The organism is Ammoniphilus soli (genome assembly GCF_040813775.1).
In genome coordinates this window covers 107,755-125,309 of sequence record NZ_JBEGDL010000002.1, presented here as the reverse complement: position 1 = coordinate 125,309, position 17,555 = coordinate 107,755, and the positions used below count along the sequence as shown (strand labels likewise).

The 17,555-nt window shown below is 41.1% G+C and carries 18 protein-coding genes and 2 pseudogenes; 9 read left to right on the top strand and 11 right to left on the bottom strand.

Going from position 1 to position 17,555, the window contains the following annotated elements; genetic code table 11:
* Nucleotides 1–30: 30 nt before the first annotated feature.
* Together ABLT31_RS05285 and abc-f are read left to right on the top strand one after the other, a co-directional pair.
* Nucleotides 31–207, top strand: a complete 177-nt coding sequence (locus ABLT31_RS05285) for a hypothetical protein (RefSeq protein ID WP_367749468.1) — start codon at nt 31–33, stop codon at nt 205–207.
* A gap of 306 nt (nt 208–513) precedes the next feature.
* Nucleotides 514–2,223: a ribosomal protection-like ABC-F family protein gene (gene abc-f, locus ABLT31_RS05280; RefSeq protein ID WP_367749467.1), complete on the top strand. Its 1,710-nt coding sequence runs from the start codon at nt 514–516 to the stop codon at nt 2,221–2,223.
* Between the two features lie 61 nt (nt 2,224–2,284).
* On the opposite strand, the gene ABLT31_RS05275 is transcribed toward abc-f, so the two are convergent.
* Entirely contained in the window at nt 2,285–2,992 is a 708-nt protein-coding gene (locus tag ABLT31_RS05275) for a YetF domain-containing protein (RefSeq protein ID WP_367749466.1), read from the bottom strand.
* A gap of 168 nt (nt 2,993–3,160) precedes the next feature.
* Between ABLT31_RS05275 and ABLT31_RS05270 the strand changes: the two genes are divergently transcribed.
* Nucleotides 3,161–3,550, top strand: a complete 390-nt coding sequence (locus tag ABLT31_RS05270; RefSeq protein WP_367749465.1) for a hypothetical protein — start codon at nt 3,161–3,163, stop codon at nt 3,548–3,550.
* Between the two features lie 72 nt (nt 3,551–3,622).
* Here ABLT31_RS05270 and ABLT31_RS05265 read toward each other — a convergent pair whose 3' ends face one another.
* The 5 genes and pseudogenes from ABLT31_RS05265 to ABLT31_RS05245 form a co-directional block, all read right to left on the bottom strand.
* Entirely contained in the window at nt 3,623–3,937 is a 315-nt protein-coding gene (locus tag ABLT31_RS05265; protein WP_367749464.1) for a hypothetical protein, read from the bottom strand.
* A 330-nt stretch (nt 3,938–4,267) separates the two neighbouring features.
* Nucleotides 4,268–4,504: pseudogene (locus ABLT31_RS05260) on the bottom strand (P-type ATPase actuator domain-containing protein); the annotation flags it as partial.
* Nucleotides 4,505–4,601: 97 nt separating this feature from the next.
* On the bottom strand, nt 4,602–4,787 hold the full coding sequence (locus ABLT31_RS05255) for a hypothetical protein (RefSeq protein WP_367749463.1): 186 nt from the start codon (nt 4,785–4,787) through the stop codon (nt 4,602–4,604).
* Between the two features lie 77 nt (nt 4,788–4,864).
* Nucleotides 4,865–5,131 (bottom strand): LysE family translocator, encoded by a 267-nt coding sequence (locus ABLT31_RS05250; protein ID WP_367749462.1) that lies wholly within the window; start codon nt 5,129–5,131, stop codon nt 4,865–4,867.
* Nucleotides 5,132–5,331: 200 nt separating this feature from the next.
* Nucleotides 5,332–5,562 (bottom strand): ferredoxin, encoded by a 231-nt coding sequence (locus tag ABLT31_RS05245; protein ID WP_367749461.1) that lies wholly within the window; start codon nt 5,560–5,562, stop codon nt 5,332–5,334.
* Between the two features lie 223 nt (nt 5,563–5,785).
* Between ABLT31_RS05245 and ABLT31_RS05240 the strand changes: the two are divergent.
* Nucleotides 5,786–5,940, top strand: a pseudogene (locus ABLT31_RS05240) (DUF1540 domain-containing protein).
* Nucleotides 5,941–6,192: 252 nt separating this feature from the next.
* Here ABLT31_RS05240 and ABLT31_RS05235 read toward each other — a convergent pair.
* On the bottom strand, nt 6,193–6,711 hold the full coding sequence (locus tag ABLT31_RS05235) for a hypothetical protein (RefSeq protein WP_367749460.1): 519 nt from the start codon (nt 6,709–6,711) through the stop codon (nt 6,193–6,195).
* 253 nt (nt 6,712–6,964) lie between these two features.
* Nucleotides 6,965–10,891, bottom strand: a complete 3,927-nt coding sequence (locus ABLT31_RS05230) for a 5'-nucleotidase C-terminal domain-containing protein (RefSeq protein WP_367749459.1) — start codon at nt 10,889–10,891, stop codon at nt 6,965–6,967.
* A 288-nt stretch (nt 10,892–11,179) separates the two neighbouring features.
* Here ABLT31_RS05230 and ABLT31_RS05225 point away from each other — a divergent pair, with 288 nt between their 5' ends.
* Entirely contained in the window at nt 11,180–11,434 is a 255-nt protein-coding gene (locus tag ABLT31_RS05225) for a glycerophosphodiester phosphodiesterase family protein (protein WP_367749458.1), read from the top strand.
* A gap of 169 nt (nt 11,435–11,603) precedes the next feature.
* Here the strand turns inward: ABLT31_RS05225 and ABLT31_RS05220 are convergent, their stop codons facing one another.
* On the bottom strand, nt 11,604–12,293 hold the full coding sequence (locus ABLT31_RS05220) for a DNA-3-methyladenine glycosylase family protein (protein WP_367749457.1): 690 nt from the start codon (nt 12,291–12,293) through the stop codon (nt 11,604–11,606).
* Nucleotides 12,294–12,522: 229 nt separating this feature from the next.
* Between ABLT31_RS05220 and ABLT31_RS05215 the strand changes: the two genes are divergently transcribed.
* Nucleotides 12,523–13,161, top strand: coding sequence for a cation:proton antiporter (locus ABLT31_RS05215; protein WP_367749456.1), 639 nt, complete (start codon nt 12,523–12,525; stop codon nt 13,159–13,161).
* Nucleotides 13,162–13,209: 48 nt separating this feature from the next.
* Nucleotides 13,210–13,473: an ATP-binding protein gene (locus ABLT31_RS05210; RefSeq protein ID WP_367749455.1), complete on the top strand. Its 264-nt coding sequence runs from the start codon at nt 13,210–13,212 to the stop codon at nt 13,471–13,473.
* Between the two features lie 115 nt (nt 13,474–13,588).
* On the opposite strand, the gene ABLT31_RS05205 is transcribed toward ABLT31_RS05210, so the two are convergent.
* Complete coding sequence (locus tag ABLT31_RS05205; RefSeq protein WP_367750216.1) at nt 13,589–14,125, bottom strand: DinB family protein; 537 nt, start codon at nt 14,123–14,125, stop codon at nt 13,589–13,591.
* A 323-nt stretch (nt 14,126–14,448) separates the two neighbouring features.
* Here ABLT31_RS05205 and ABLT31_RS05200 point away from each other — a divergent pair, with 323 nt between their 5' ends.
* Both ABLT31_RS05200 and ABLT31_RS05195 read left to right on the top strand, forming a co-directional pair.
* Nucleotides 14,449–15,420 carry a D-2-hydroxyacid dehydrogenase gene (locus ABLT31_RS05200; protein ID WP_367749454.1) on the top strand — a complete coding sequence of 324 codons (972 nt, stop codon included), beginning with the start codon at nt 14,449–14,451 and terminating at the stop codon, nt 15,418–15,420.
* A 260-nt stretch (nt 15,421–15,680) separates the two neighbouring features.
* Nucleotides 15,681–15,932: a hypothetical protein gene (locus ABLT31_RS05195; RefSeq protein ID WP_367749453.1), complete on the top strand. Its 252-nt coding sequence runs from the start codon at nt 15,681–15,683 to the stop codon at nt 15,930–15,932.
* A 365-nt stretch (nt 15,933–16,297) separates the two neighbouring features.
* Here ABLT31_RS05195 and ABLT31_RS05190 read toward each other — a convergent pair whose 3' ends face one another.
* Nucleotides 16,298–17,233 carry a stalk domain-containing protein gene (locus tag ABLT31_RS05190; protein ID WP_367749452.1) on the bottom strand — a complete coding sequence of 312 codons (936 nt, stop codon included), beginning with the start codon at nt 17,231–17,233 and terminating at the stop codon, nt 16,298–16,300.
* Nucleotides 17,234–17,555: the final 322 nt, after the last annotated feature.

Sequence of the window (17,555 nt, the reverse complement as noted above, 5' to 3'; positions counted from 1 at the left end):
AAAAGGTTTTATTTACATATTGTTCTCTTAATGGCCAGAATTAAACCAAAAGTGCAGTTGTTTGGTTTTGAACAAGCTCTCAGTGAATACATTGGTATAAGACGCTTAGGAGGAAAAAATATGAGTGATAGACAAATTACCTTTTGGTTTGTATTGGGTATAGGATTTGCTTATTTCATTGGAACTTTTATGGGACAGCTGATTTAGAAGTATTACAATATCTTTACAGAAACATTCTAATCGGAATTGACATCTTTTCTGCGCTTTTCATATACTAATAAAGACTACATTAGGAAGGGTGAAATAAGGAGCAATGAAGTTCTAATCCATTTTTCTTAGGAATTTATGAATTCAAAATTCAAACCTAGAGAAATTGGATTAGTATGCCCTTTATTTCATACATCCCTATTTGCGTAAAATTGCTGTTCATCGCCATGAACGGTTATTTGCTTATTTGGATTGTGTCTACATACTGGGAAATCCGCCTCTCTAGGTTAACTAGGAGGTTTTTTTATGCTTATACAGGCAAAAAATCTATCGAAAAGCTTCGGGGATCAAACTGTCTTAAAGGAGGTTTCCTTTGATATTCAGCAGCAGGATCGAATTGGCCTCGTTGGAGGCAATGGATCCGGAAAAACAACGTTAGCCAACCTGATCTTCGGAAAGTTGATGCCAGATCAAGGAACAATCAGTAAATCTCCGACTTCTTCTTTGAGAATTGGGTATTTGCTTCAGTCGGTTAACTATACTGTCCAGGATTTTGAACAGGGGTACCTGTCTTCCGATTTTCTAGAGTCGGCAAGCGAGCTCGGCTTACAGAAGGTTCATGCTTGGGTACCTGAACGACTCGATCATGTTAGCGAAGGGGAAAAACTAAAGATTGCCCTATCCCATATCTGGTCCTCCAAGCCAGATGTGCTCTTGCTGGATGAACCAACCAATCATTTGGATGTTCAAGGGGTAAACTGGCTAGTGAAGCAGCTCGAGGATTTCAAAGGGGCAGTCATCCTCATCTCTCATGACCGCTATTTCCTGGATCAAACCGTGACCGAAATATTTGAGCTGGCAAGCGGACAACTGACAAGATACAAGGGGAACTACTCCGCTTATCGGATTGAAAAGAAAAAGCGGGTGCAAGAGCAGCAGCACCAGTATGAAGTTCAACAGAAGTACAGAGCCCGGGTGGAAGGACAAATCGCACAATTGCAGCAATGGGCCAATAAAGCGCACCGAACGATGCGAGATCAAGAAGGATTTAAGGAATACCATGGAGTCAAAGCTAAAAAAAGAGATAAAGCGATCAAATCCAAACTAAAACGACTAAACATGGAGCTGGAAAAAAACAAAGTTGAAAAGCCGATCCACGACAGCGCCCTTCACTTTCACTTTGAAGCGGGAGAAAAGCGTGGGAAACGAGTGATAGAAGCTCGTAATTTGACCAAAAGCTTCGGTCCGAGAACCCTCTTTAGGGACAGCAGCTTCTATATCAATTATGGAGAACGTATTGGCCTCATCGGGCCGAACGGGACAGGCAAAACCACTTTCCTTCGGATGCTTTTGGGACAGGAACCCATCTCTGACGGGAAGCTTTGGAAAAGTGATTCCGCCAGGCTTGCTTTTTTAAGCCAAGATGCTACAGACATGACAGCGTCACAGACTGCGATGGAAGTTTTAGGCCTGTCTCATCGGGAGGACATTTTCCATGCGAGAACCCTGCTGGCTAGAATGGGACTAAAAGCCGAAAAGCTGGGTCAACCCATCCAGGCCTTCAGTTTTGGGGAACGCATTCGACTTAAATTGACGGCCATGCTGCTCTCAAAACATGATCTTTTAATCTTGGATGAACCGACCAATCATCTGGATCTTCCCAGTCGCGAACAGCTGCAAGAGACACTCATGGATTTTCCGGGCTCCATCCTGCTCGTTTCCCATGACTATTATTTTCTTAATCAAGTGTGCGACAAATTGCTTGTCATCGAAAACCAGACGATCAAGCGCTTAGAAATGAATCTTGAACAATATGAGATCCATAAAAAGCAGAACCCGCATCTAAAGCACCAAGGAGTGAAGGAAGAGCTTTTGCGATTAGAAACAGAGATGACGGCCATCTTAGGCCAATTATGCTTAGTGGATCCGGCAACCGACCAGTTTAAAGATCTCGATGCCAAGTACTTAAAGTTATTGAAGAGAATACGGGAATTGAAAACGAATTTTTCCGGTTAAAAAAATGCAGACCGTCCGAGTAAATCGGCGGTCTGTTTAAGCTACCAATGTCTGGCACATATTAGTTGAACAAGTTAAGCGGTTGGTCTGTCTTCCTATCCACATATACACTTCCATCACTCTGCAGCTCAGCAAAAAAAACTTCCTCAACTGATTGTACTCCCGATAACTTGAGTTGATTTTCCAGCCAATCTTGACTTAAACTTAATTCTTTAAGATTTCTAGTTACAATCTTACCATCAACAACAAGTTCCGTTGGAATATATAGACGTTGATTTAACGGGATTTGCAAATCCTTTTTCGTTACATTTTCTTCCTCCTGCTTTTTAAGGACACTTATCTTCCCATTGGGCTCTAAGATAGCATATTCGACCTCTCGTACGGAAAAAACGTTTTTATCCCGAAGAAGCATGCTTAGATCATCCATATTTAATTTATTTGAAGCCATTGCTTTTTCGAGAATTTTTCCATTTTTGATAACAATTGTTGGTTCCCCATCTAATAATACTCTTGCTTTGGACGACTTCAGGCTTAATTGTTCAATGCCTAGTGTTAAGAGCGCCCAAAGTGTCAGTCCTGTCACTCCATCAATTAATTTAATATCCCGGTGTACCACCATATCCCCTGCAATGTTTCCGAGAGCAATCCCAGTGATATAAGTAAAAATTGTCATTTGACTTAATTGTTTCTTTCCTAGTACACGTGTTAAGAGCAAAAGGATAAAAAATCCGATTAAAGTTCTAAGTGAGGTTTGCCAAACGGTTTCCATTAATCCTCCCATAACATGATAAATATTGCTTTACTTATTTTTGGCACGAGATCATAAAATATCCTCTCATCCGTTAAGCATTTCATCGCCACGAAATCACCATAAATGGACAACTTTCGAATGAAGAAACTCACATTGGAAATAATTACATACTGGAGGTGTTTCTACATGGCGATTTGTATGACGGTACACATAAAAGGGACAATAAAAGTTCTGAAGGATAGCGAAGTAAAATTTGTATTAGTGGCGGCCTTGGGAGATAAGGAAGCAGATGGGTTTGCACCTGATATCTCAAAAAAATTTGATCAAGATACGGTTATTAACATTGATCATACATTCGGTGATTGCAGAAATTTTAAAAAGACGGATACAATGTACTTTAAAATTAAGGGATCTAAAGAAAGATTAAACATTGAAAAAGATCTTAATATCAAAATACCAAGTTTAAAGGTAATTTGGGACAAACTGCCTGATGTCACCATTAACATAAAGGAAATTAAGCTAATTGATTTCTGTGCGGATTATGATATTGAAGTTGAGGTAAATGTTTACAACTAAAATAAAACGAGCTTGAAATCAGCTCGTTTTTTTCAGAACTCTTCGAATGTAAAAAGCGCCATATGTAAGCTCCTACTCTCTATTTGGTTTCTTATAGCGATAAAGGGAATGATCAGCACGAACCTTGCGAATGGCCAGTGATACAGGTAAACCTCGAGCAAACCAGCGAAGCGCAGATAAAATGTTAGCTTCGTCATCGAATTGTTCAACTACAATCACGGTCTCTTCATTGATATATCGTTGGAGTTCCTCCCACCCCATATTCGAATACTTATCATTTCCATAAGTCTTAAGGGCAACGAAATCAGGAAATTTAGGGTCCTTCAATTGAATGAGTCGAGCAATTGCCTCTGCACATTCAGGGTGAATATTCGGGTTAGAATTCATATGATTTGCACATACTCCTCGATGATCTTAGAGAAAGAATTAAGTCCTGTTTTTGTTCTATATTTCTGCCTTAGCAAGTTTAACACTAATTAATGGCATGTTGAATACTTTAATTAATTCTCCCGAATTCTCCATTATCCTCTTGGTTAGGATCACTGTACGTTCCATCCCTAGCCGTCCCCAACTTTCGAATCCTGTCAGCTAAACAAATATCGGGATGCAGCAAGCGATATCCATCCTAAAACTAGGATCCATACCATGACAATCAGACTGCCAACAAACCAATTTTTCGGTTTCCCCTTTGTCATTAATTCAATGGACACCACCTTAGATTAGCATCCCATTCTTTTCCGCGTTGCCAATGGCAGTCACGATGGATACAGGTGTTGAAATGACTAAGGCACTAGGGCACCCTCAACGAGAACGGCTAATCCACGGTAAATCCACTCTCCCCAATTCGCATTCAGAAAAAGAGGAGGCACGACTGCAATGAATAAAGCAATGAACATAATTGCCATGAGTGTAATGCTTGGCGAATCGATCAACGAAGGCTTGGGAAGGAGCACGCAACGGTAGCCCCTTCACCCCACTCACCAATGCAAAAGGGTGGCCAGGAACGGAAAAAAACTGCGCCATATGACGCAGTTTCTTAGACACTTGATTATTATTTTTCATCCTGTTCACTTGGTTCTCTCAAGGGAATAGCCTGGCCTCTTACTCCAGCAACTGATGCACTATGCCCTTCAGGAAAGTCTCCTTCATCTAATCTATCGTTTTCCGGGTTACTTCGAACACTGATCCTCCATTTTCCTTGCTGATAAGACTCAACTTCCCAAGAATTGCCGCTCATTGAATATCAACCTCCTCTCGTTTTAAGTTACTTTCTCCTATATGGTTTTCCCAAAACCAATACGCTTAACAAGCTCGTTATATTTTTGTCGTGATGAGTTTTACTCCCAATGCAAGAAAGATGCCTGCCGCTGTGATGTTCATATATTCACTGTAAAGTTTATGCAAAAGCCGATCACGAAAAATTCTTGAAAAATATCCCAACACACCAAATATGATCGCCGTCATAATAATAAAAATCAGACCCAAAATGCACATCTGCAAAGGTACATTTGTCTTATAATTTACGAATTGAGGCAGAAAAGTCAGGAAAAATATGGCCACTTTTGGATTTAGAATATTCATTAAAAATCCCCGCAGAAAAAGACCTTTTGAATCCTGGATTCTTTGGAGTTGATATGGAGCTGTTCCTTTCTATGTTTTATAGCGTGAAAAGCGAGATAAAACAAATAAATAGATCCGCTAATCCGAATACGACCAACTCCGTCCGATTCTCCTACCCAAAAATCAAAGGAGCGAATGTTTCGCTCCTTTGATTTTTTTTCTTATTTATTAAAGGGTTCATCTTGAATTTTAATCGAATCCGTAGGACATCCTTCCGCTGCATCATTCATGTCATCGTATAGAATATCAGGCACTTCAGCGATACCATGGTTGTCGTCCAAGGTCACATAAGCTAAGCCCTCATCGTCATAATCATAGATGTCAGGTGCTGTTGCCCCGCAAGCGCCACAAGCAATGCACGTTTCCTTATCCACCCAAGTATACTTTGCCATATTCCTCTCCTCCACATTGAGCATTTGGCTTACACTTCCATTATAATAAGATACCCAACTTTTGTGAAGAAATGAACATGAAGAAATAAAAAGATTCTGCTTGAAATGGGTCTGTCATCTAACTAATAATCACTCCCTATTGAACTGATTTTTTAGAGTTCATAAAAAATAATGGTTAGTTACCGCTATATCTGTCTATCCTAGCATATAGGAGGTGAGAAAAATGGCAAAAGATGTGAAATGTGAAGTAAATAGCTGTACACACTGGGCTGCTGGCAATCTATGCAATGCTTTTCCATTTACGTGGTAAATCGGACTGGTGAGCATGCTAGAAGCTCTTCAGAAACAGACTGCAAAACCTTTGAACCAAAGATTTAATGATTTACGACCGGCAACTCCACGATGGGTTGTCTTTTTCATCTCTAATCTAATTATACCCAATACTGATAATTATTATCACGTAAATTGAAATTATTTTTGATTCATTTCAATGAACAAAGATAAAGTCACACCGCCATCACATCATTGGCATTTTTGAGGTAATTTGGCCTGAAGTTAATGGCAGGTCTGACATATAGGCCAGAACTAATGTTTAGCGAAGAGGCTTGGTGTTGCCTTGTTACACTTAGACTATTTTCTAAAATTACCATAATCAATTACTACAATCTTTCCTCTCTTTAAGCCAATGTTCTTCCATTTCGCTTTTTTTCTTTTCTTCTCTTTGATGATATCACTGGGCTCCAGTCCCTTTTTCCTAAATTTCTTATGCAGCTTGATCACTTTTTTTTCATACTTTTTGGTTTCAGGTACTTTCTCCTCAATTTTCTCCATGACCACCCAGCCATCACCATGGTCCCTAATCTTAGCTAAATGCTTGCGCAATGATTTTGGGGCTGACTTGTACGTTTTTATTTCACGCTTGTTATCTTCCAATCCCTTTTCGGATATTCCGATTTTTAAAACGGAGGATTTTTCTATATCGTATACGATCCTGTTCTTTCCGGCATTCATATATTGATGATGTAGTTTAAGTTTTTTTCTCGCTTTGGATTCGGCGTTTTTTACGTATTGATGCTTTTCTACATACGATACCCATTTTTTAATCGCCTTAAGTGTTCTGGAATCCAGATATTTTGATTCTTTGCCCATAAGAGTCCCTTCCTTTCCTATTAATATGAAAAACAAATTAATAGAATTTGTATTATATTCTATGAAACGCTTACAAAATTGCTATGGTTAATAGAGTTAATCCGCGCAAACGTACAAAAAGGAAAAGAGATGATATCCGATAGAAAACTATCAGAGATCATCTCTTTTTTTGATATATTCATTAGAATCACTTGAGAATATACGGTCCATTTCAAAAAGGCTGACTCCACCCTGAGTCAGCCTTCCGCTTAAATTATAATCTCGTTTTGTACTCAACGATAAAATCAAGCATGGCAGTTATTTCTTTTTTATCTACTTCACTCATTTGATCATTTTGGTATTGCTTAATCTGGGTACTCAATTTCCGAAGGGTTTCGTATGCTTCCTCTTCCTGATGATCCTTTTCTTTGTCAAAATCCTTCTTTACTTTGTTTAAATGGGCAATAAGGGATGTCTTCATACCCTGATTGGCATTTGCCGCCTCCACTAGCTTCAGGGTATTTTCTATTGTTGCCGATTGAATCGTTATCTCGACTGTCTTAGCGTCTGATACGTTATGAACCTTATCGACAGCCCGGTATTGAATTCTGTTTATTCCCTCTTTCTTCACCGTAATACTGTCTTTATACGGAATCCATGTGGCACCGTGATCTAAGCTATACTCTATGCGCGATACACCAATACCCGCATCTGTGGCCTCTAGGGCAAAGGTTACTTCATGTAAGTAAGCGCCATCTCTAAAGTCTGGTTCCGGCAGAACAACATCTTTTACTATTGGGGCCTGGTAGTCTTCCGAAATTCTTCCCTCTGCAGCATACGTAATGGGACCATTAAAGCTTTTCACAAATTGAACGGTTGCGGCGAGGTCTTCAGGGCCTTGTACGGGGTTTTCGCCATACTGGCGCACTTTATACTTATCTGACGCATGTTCATACATATAGTTGTTCACAGTAAGCGTATAGGTAGCATTTTTATCAATCAGTGTTCCATCTGCAAGATAGATATTGACCACTTTATTCGTAGAACTGTCCCATGTATAAGAGAAACCGCCGATCGACACGTCCGGGCCATAGGATGAAAATTGGGCATTTAAGATCGGTTCAAGCTCTGCCCCTGTGATCGTTACCGTGACAAGTGTGTTATTAAATGGTTGAATGTTAAACAATTCCTCCCAGGTGATATCCCCTTGTTCCAGAACGTCACGGATTCCGCCACCATTCATTAAGGCGAAGTCGGATTGCATCTGAGCATTCATTCCGTCAGCAATCAGGTTTCCAAGCACATTGTCTCCTATGATCCCTTTTTTGGCATAGCCCCCCTCCATAGGAATCGCAGCTACTCCCACTACCTGGTTCAAAGTTGGACCGACCATTTCTTTATACTTAGCTAAAATCGCACCAACCTTCGCGTCAGGCGTAATGCCTTGTTGAACGACATCGACGATTTCTGCTGTTTTTTCAACAATGTCACCTGTATTCGGATCGATTTCCAAATCAATGTCTGCGAAGCTTTTTCCATATTCCCAAGCCTGTACAATGAGCTTGTTATCCACTACGGCATCAACTTTCACATGATTATGAGCGGCTACAATCACATCGACCTCATCATCGATACTTGTTGCTAAATGAGCGATTTCGCCTGTTGCCGCATCTCCGCTTTGATTCCCAGGCACATGAGCTAACACCACGATCGCTTCCACACCTTGAGCTTTCAATTCTTCTGTATATTTATTGACGGCTGTCGCCTCGTCGGTGAAGCGAATATCCTGAATGCCCGTTGCCATGACCATATTGGGCGTTTCAACGGTAGCTACCCCTATGAATCCGATTTTTTGTCCAGCAACTTCTTGAATGGCATAAGGATCCAAAACTAGTTCACCAGTGGCTTTGTATTCTATGTTAGCTGCAACGTTATGGAAATTCATTCCATCGTAACCTTGGGTTCCGTTCGGATGATCTCCACCTTTAATCATACGGAGGAGTTCTTCCGTCCCTTCATCGAATTCATGGTTTCCTACCGTCCCTACATCAAATCCGATGGATTCCATGATTTCGACCGTCGGCTCATCTTGAACTAATGCAGAAACTGGAGAGCTTCCACCAATCATATCTCCGGAATGAACGATTAGCGTGTTGGGATTGGCTGCTTCCCGAGCTCGCAAATAGGCTGCTAAATAATCCGCTCGTCCATAATCCACTCCATTTACGGTTCCCGTTACATCGATTTTGCCGTGCAAATCATTCACAGTCAGTAATTGAACCGATACGGTTCCATCTTGGGCTTCAGCTTTCCGGTAGCCACTGCTCTCGGCTTCTTGAACACTGGCAAAGAACACACGGTTTTCAACAGGCACATCTGCCCAAAGATCAGGAGAAACATAGGTTTTGGTTGCATAATCTCCTACGTAGCGAGCAAATCCTTTTCCTTGCTCTCTCGCCCGGAATGCAAAAGGCAGCTCCATTAACGGATTAGCCGGATCCCAGATTCCGCGGCCTTCCTCTTTGGCTTCTTTTACCGCCGCTTGAAATTGTTCATACGTGCCCGTATCTCCGATAGGCCAAATGAAGTAGGTAGCAGCATAGCCTTGTTTTACCATTTCCAGGTTGATGTTGACATCATCTGATTTACGAACGATTTGCGCCAAGAGACGGCCATAGTCGTCTTTCGCTTCCTCGCCAATGATAATCCTTACTTCATCGCCCGCTTGCAAAAGCGAGTTCAGATACGCTTTTGCTGCCTCTCCATATTCTTTTTGGTTTTGATCTGATTCCGTGACAATCTGATGATACGTTTCTGGCGTATCTATGTTTACAAAACGAACTTTCGTAGATCCAAGAACCGGTGTCGTCAGATGTACGGTATCTCCATCGACTACACTTGCGATCGTTGAGTCAAATTCTCCGGAAGATTGCGGAGCTTCCGGTTGCGGCTCTATCAATTGCAAGTCTTCCGCCTTGCGCGGCAGGAGCTGGTATTCGTTGTATTGGCTTAAGATAGCCTTTACTTCATACCATTTCCCAGATTGTAATTGTGCCACATCCAATGAACCTTCCATCACGCGCAACGTGGTAGATTGGAAGTTTTCATCGATCAAACTGATATTATATCCACCGCCCGCAGGTGTGGAGGGTATGCTTTCAATAAATCCAGTTACCTTAACCAGTTGGCCTTCATGGGGTTCCGCTGTGGCGCTGCTTTGAAGGTCAGCTATAGTCATAGCTTTAGGCTCTGGGAGTTCGACATTCACCTCTAGAACCTCAATCTGAGTCGGTTTAATTTCTGTCAAACTTCTATAAGATGTGATAGAACCCGTAATTTTGACTCGATATCCTTCCTTCAATTCTGGAAAGACGGAAGGATCCATTTCAAACACATTGATTCCAGCCGAACCGTCTTGTATAAAAGTGGATAGCTTTCCGCCGCCGATAGCCGAATTGTCAGCTGTGACAACCCCTTCGATCGTAACGTTTTGTCCACTCAATAACTTGGCATCTGCAATCGATATTACCCCAGTACCTGGGTCCGTTCCTGGATCGGTTCCTGGATCGACTTCAACTCCATTGAATGTGTGCTTTCCTAGATCAAAAATGGAGTCTTTCGGATAAGAAACCCATTCTAAAGTTGGATCAAAGCTATCATTGGCCATTCCATCCCCTGAGCTAATGGTTTCTTTTCTCACTAAAGTATGGTCGACAGTCGTATGATCACCTGATCCCCAACTTGTACCCGGGTCACCCCCTACTTGTCCAAAACTATCAATAATGATGCCATTCTTTTTTAGAACAATTGCATCGTTGCCATTAAAATTAATGACGGATCCATTTAGGAGATCGGCTTGTACTTTGATAGCTTCAATGGCACTAGAATGGGCTAAAACCAATACATCCCCATTGGCAAGAGTACCTGATAGAGTTACGGTGCTGGATGCTGTTTCAGCCCCATTCGAATACAACTCTAAGCTGTACTGTGATAAATCTACCGTCTGTCCTGTTCCATTAAATAATTCAATCGCCTTATTATAGGAGCCACCCTCTATGTATTCGGAAATGAATAGATCTTCCGCCACGATCCCCGTTTCTTCGGCCTGTACACGAATGGGGTAAACGCTAGTAAAATTCGATACCACTAACCCACTAATGACTAGTGAACTAAGAATCTTCCTATAATTTCGGTTTCGCATGGTCACACTCCTTTATCATTCTTCAACACAATAACTATCATAAATGGAGAGTGTAGATTTGATATTAAACGTTTGTAAATATTAAATAGATTTTCTACCTGTTTAGAAAAATGATTATCCAATAGAGATCAAGAACCTAAAAACGTAAATTTGTCCCCATGAAATGATAAATTATTGGTTAAGGATAAATTTAGTATGTAAGACTTACTATAGATGAGAACTCCTTCCATATACCATCCGCCTGTTGACCCTATTTTGGGACTAATCTTAGGGCATTCTTAAAATCAGTTGGGCTACGCGTTTGCCGATACGGATGAAGAATTGGCAGAAGTAAAAAATTACGCGATTGGCGTTGGACCGAGCTTTAAGTCCATCGATAAGGAATACGTCCAAAAGGTAAGAGAGCTTGGCTTGACGATTCATCCCTATACTGTCAATGAAAAGGAAGATATGAGGCGTTTGCTGGAATGGGGCGTAAACGGGATGTTTACCAACTATCCGGATCGGCTGAATGAGGTGATTAAGGATTTTAAGAGGAATTAATAAGAGACAAAAAGCCTCTTGGAGGAAACTCCTTGAGGCTGATTCCAATCCTTTCAAATACTTTACCCAAAATCCAGCCTTGAGTTGCTTGGGCTCGTATGAGATCACAAACAAACGCTTTAGGCACACCGTTTTGAATGAACTCCAAGAGCCTGCGTTCATTGCCTAGCTAAGTCCGGGGAGGTCCGGAGGCCGCCTTATGCAATTCTAACTCTTCCAATGACCCGAATGAGTCGACATACCCCTTATTGACCGCTTCCCATAAGTACAGGGAAGCAATGGTATGATATGGGAACCAGAGGGATGATTTTTCCTTTAAACACTTTTTTCCATCCTCGTTTTTACCAAGGTTGTATAGCCATTTTGCTGAGCGCTGCAGCCCGACATCCCCCAGCGAAAGAACATCCATTCGTCCTAAGGTAAAAATTAAGAACATTTCAGCCGTCCATTTTCCAATGCCTTTAATATGGGTTAAAAGGATGATGACGGTATCATTTCCGAATTGCCTTAAGCCGTGGAAATCCATTTCTTTTGACAATACTTTTTCAGACAGGTCCTTTAAATAAGTTATTTTCGGCATGGATACTCCTGCCTTCCTAAGTTCCGTGTCTTCAATGGATAAAATCGATTCCGGAGTTATATCATGGCAAAGCGCTTCGACTCTGTCGTAAATCGTCCCTGCCGCTTTTACGGAAAGTTGCTGTCCTATTATGGACTTAGTTAGAGCCTTGAAGGAATTATCCCTTAAAAGGATGGTTATATCTCCAATGATAGGGATAAGTTTCCCTAATCTTGGATCAGCTTGGGCTAATTTTTGTACGTTTGTATCATGTACTTGCAATTCGATTGCTCTATCCATTGGTTCACCGTTTCTTTTTCAATGAAATGAAAACTAATGAGACTAACTTATCATATACGATGATGTTTACCAAGATTCAATAAGTTGACGGATTTATAGTCGAGTCCAGATCTATGTTCAGCGGGAAAGACGAAAATATATCCAATATCACCATTGGGTGATAAATACAGGAACTTTCAAATAAAATGAACTTATGTAAAACAATTGATACATGAAAGGGGTTTATGCGATGTTTGAACTGCCGCTAGAGCATCCTGTCATGGTTTTTGCTTTAGCCATGTCGATCTTCCTTTTTACCCCTATGCTTATGAGGCTTCTTAGAATACCTGGGATTATTGGGCCCATTCTTGCCGGGATCCTTATAGGTCCGCACGGGTTTGGGATTCTTCAGCGGGGCCAAACGATTGAACTGCTTGGAACCGTTGGGCTTCTCTTTATCATTTTTCTTGCCGGCGTAGAGATGGACATCGATGGATTCAAAAGATATCACAGCCAGAGTATCTGGTTTGGCTTCATGTCTTTAGTCTTCCCTCTCTTGATAGGCACAGGGATAGGATTGTCGCAGGATTACAGTATGACTGCCTCCATTTTGCTCGGCTCTATTCTCGGATCCCACACCCTGCTTGGTTATCCCATTGCGAGTCGATTAGGCATATCAAAAAATAAAGCAGTCACAACGGCAGTCGGCGGAACGATCCTTACCGATACATTAGCGCTGATCATCCTAGCCATCTGTACAGGAGGTGCAACGGGCCATTTAACCTGGGGCTTCTTCATCACACTCTTGGGTTCCCTTTGTTTATTCCCCCTTTTGATTCTGTTCGGGGTTCCTTACGCAGCAAGATGGTTCTTTCGAAATATCTCCTGATTATCTGGGATTTAGTTTCTTGTATATTACCATTCAGTTGATAGGCATGTGGATGACCGCTTATTTCATAGAAACGATCAAGAAAAATTTACTGCACAAGTGAAAAGATTAGGCAATCCATATTATTCAACTAAGGAAAAAGGTACGGGACTCGGGACAATGGTCGCGTTCAGCATTATAAAGTCCATGGGCGGAAGAATCGCTGTCCAAAGTAAACTAGGAAAAGGAACCACAATCAAAATGATTTTTCCTCAATTGAAGGATGCGCAGCTTTCATTTGCGGAGGTTGGCGAAAACGGATCTGATCACTGATACGTTCTGCTATTAGACAGTTCATATGAGGTGGAGCGAATAGAATAGTTGGAAAATCTCGTCCGGAATAGACCGAATTTTTGGGTAATCTCCTATGTTACGTTGCCATCCCATTTCACAATGCATCCGAAGGCGAGCCATATGGGTACACAACCTCCGGAGCATCCATGCCAAGCTGACTCCATTCTTCTTTGGCTGGACCATATACTCCTGGGACAATCAAATCTGCTTGACGCATGAGGACGGTCATTTGACCGCGGTGATGGATCTGGTGATTCACCAAAGTAGCAAGAGCCTGCCCTTTTGGCCATTCAAACTGACCAAACATGTTACACGTTTCCATTAGATTTTGGTCTGTCCATTGGTTTTGGAGCGCTTGAATGAATGCTCCGCTTGTCTTGCGGTAGGCATCCGCAACCTCTCGCGCACCAGGGACAGGTGCACCCACAGCCGGAGCCTCAAAATCTAAACCGGTTTGGCCCATAATACTTTGAATAGCTCCCACAATGTGCCAAGCGAGGCCGCCTAAGGTGCGGTCATTGGGTTTGACCGCTTGATGAAGTGAAGCATCCGTTAATCGATCCATCATTTTCTGAGTAGCAGCACTTTCAAACTCCCAAGTCTTCACAAATCCATCAATTGATAGAAACATGATTGATCCCTCCATAGAATAATGGCCTACTTGCTGATTGTACGATGAATTTCTATTATTTTCCATACTTTTTTTGGCAGCAGGTCCCCCTATCACTACAAAACGTTCACTCATTCTGTCCCTTCTAGCCTATTTAGAAAAAGAAAAGGAACTTCGGAGCCTAGTCAAACAGCTAGAGCATGTGATTACACATTAATCTTTGTATTATAAAAATCGAAAAAAGGAGTATTCAGATATGATCTGAATGCTCCTTTTTAGCATCTATTTCATTTTTTGTTCGTTGTTGCTTAAATCAGGTATAATGATGACACATAAAAACGATCATGGAGGAAGGCATCCGCATGCTATTATCTAAGCCTAAAATACTAGTTTATTCACCAGATCCAGGTGAATCAGAAATCTATGCCGACTTTATTAGAAAAAGTGGGTATCTATCCGTCCACGCGGCCTCTACTGCTGATAAAGCAGGCCGCTTATTAGAGGATACAGAGGTATTGCTCTGCTGGAAGTTCCCTATCCACGAGTTGGAGATCCCCTCTTCGCTTAAATGGATCCAATCGATGGGAGCAGGAGTCAATGATTGGGTCACTTTTTCTAATCTACCAGAAAATATACAATTAACGAGAATCGTTGGACAATTTGGAAGCGCGATTTCAGAGTATGTCTTCTCTTACCTCCTTTACTTGGCCAAAGACATGCCTCGGCTCATCCGTTCCCAAGAGCAGCACGCATGGGCGCCGTTTCTTACTGATTTTTTGAAGAATAAGACGATCGGTATAGCCGGTATTGGATCGATTGGCCAGGACATTATCCGAAAAGCACGAGCCTTTGATATGAAAATATATGGTCTAAGCTACACGGGGAAATCAGCGGATCTAGTTGATTGTCATTTCAATTCAAGCGAATGGAAAGCATTCGTAAAAGAATTAGATTATTTGATTCTCACCCTCCCCTTGACAGCACAAACGAAGGGAATCATTAACCGCGATCTATTGCTTGGGATGAAATCGGATGCTTGCCTGGTTAACGTGGGCAGAGGGCAACTAATTCAGGAGCAGGACCTTCTTGACGTGTTAAGGGATGGTCATCTACGCGCAGCCGTACTTGACGTTTTCGAGCAAGAACCGTTAGTTGAATCTCATGCATTTTGGGACACCCCTAATGTTTACGTTACTCCTCATCTATCAGGTCCGAGTATCCCTGAGGATGTTTGTCGTTTTTTTCTCGAGAATCTTCGCAAGTATTTGGCTGGTGACCCATTAGAAGGAAGGGTTAATTTAAAAAACGGATATTAGACCTCTTTTATATTTTTCTTTCTTAAATAAAAAATCAGTCCCATATTATTTGAGGGATTGACTTTTTGCATTTCGGATTTCATCTTTCACGGAACCAACAACCCAAAGGATCTAGCCACGAGGTTTCCCATAAATTTATTAGGTTAATTTTTCCGCTTCTCTTCTATAAGGAAGTGAGGGTTGTGCCCCTAAGCGGTTAACCGTAATGGATGCTACTTTTTGCGCGAAATAAAGGGAGTCCCGTTTCAGGAAGTCCCCTGATGATTCCCATCAAGCTCGAATTCTTATTGCAAATGATTATTCCATTCCAAACCGACAATAATAATATTATGGAAAATATACAACGTGATTCAGAAATATTGCTGACTGAGAAAAAGCATTTGATGGAAAAACGTTCTGCCCTTCTCAAGGAATCACCCCCCTCAGAATGGGGAGATAGCACGCCCAAAGAACTGATTGCACTCAACCAACGGATTAAACAAATTGACGCTGAAATTGAAGGATTGCATTAATACGGAAAGGAGAAAAGAAAAATCGACAGGTGCCTGTCGATTTTTTTACTTTTGGATTCCCGCAAACTTTTCATTTTTCTTGTTCAGCCAGAACGATCGCCGGGTCTACAAATTCGATGGGTACATCCTTTAATGGGGTTTCAATTTTGGTGCTTGCGGGTACAAAATTGAGATCTGACAGGATCTTCTGACCCTCATTACCATAAAGTCAAGCAATAAAACAGCAGCATGGGGTTAAACTCAGATTATGGATGGAAATACGAAATTTAAGATTGAAGCCGATATCTATTCCCCCTAAGTGTCCCTCCTTAAATAATTATAGCAAAAAGAGGAGTAGCACCTAAGCCACCCCTCCCTATGAAAATTTAATTTATCGACAACATCTTAACGAACTCAACAGGTATGTAGGATCTCCCATTTATCATCTCGGGTGCAACATCAAAATATCTTATACTGCGATTATAACCATAGGCGTTCTCACCAATGGCGATGGTAAACGATTGGTTTTGTTTCCTAAGGAATATGCTTAGCGATTCTTGATTCCATTCAACGCTATACCCTAAGTACTCTGCCACTTTTCGAATCGGAATCATCTTTGTTCCTTCTTTCATATAATGGTCCTCATTAATAAGCTGTTCTACTTTCATTGGCAGCTCATATTCGTTGTTTAAAGCGATAATTTTCTTAGGTGTGGTTTGGGCTGGAATGCTTTTCTTAGTAAAAGTATAAAATACGATCAATTCCTTCCCATGCAAATCTTCTTTATTTATTTGTTCCCCCTGCTTATTTAGGAGAACTGTATCCTCAGAAATATTAAGTTTGAGTTCATGATCAAGACTTTGGAATTGCTCATCAAACTTTGAAACCTTCACTAGACCCATATCTTTGTCTTTAGCTATGATCACTTCTGGCGAAATGGTTGCTGGATAGATCAAAGGCATCGGTTTGGTTTTATCATAATAAACATCTACTTGTAGTCCTTTTTCCATCGAATGCTTTTCAAGCTTTTCAGTTGTGCTGCTATTTAATAAGAGCACCTCATCGGATATAGGAAAAATCATTTGCAGAGAATTTTCCTCATTTTCAACTATGAGCGTTAGCGATTGATCATTCTGTTTTATTTCTGAAATCACCCCAGAAAATTTTATGTAATCTGATGAATCATCCCGTTGAACAGCTTGTTCAGATCTTTCAAGCGGGGCTGCTGATGCTGCACTTGATGCCATTACTGTATTCCCCATCCATAATGAACCTGTTGCCAAAGTTGCGATGATCAATGCTGTTCTTGCTTTCTTGTTCATCTTTTCACTCCTATTCCTCACCTTTGTTTTTTCTTACAGAGGAATTGACGCACAAGCTTTTAAAAAGGTTGCATGCATTGTCATAGCGGGAGAAACATGAAATGTAATCTCTAGCTGTATCAATCGTAGTTTCCTTTCGAGCGCTGGAATGGTGATTTAAATAAGAATCTTTTATTTTGGATAAAAAATATATTATTATATACAGAGAAGTAGTTTATCTATTATGTTATTTGAGACCGCAACAGAAAAATCACCATAATAAAGCACCTTACCGCGGAAAAAGGTAAAGGTGCTTTTCCTGCATCTACATTAAATTAGTAAC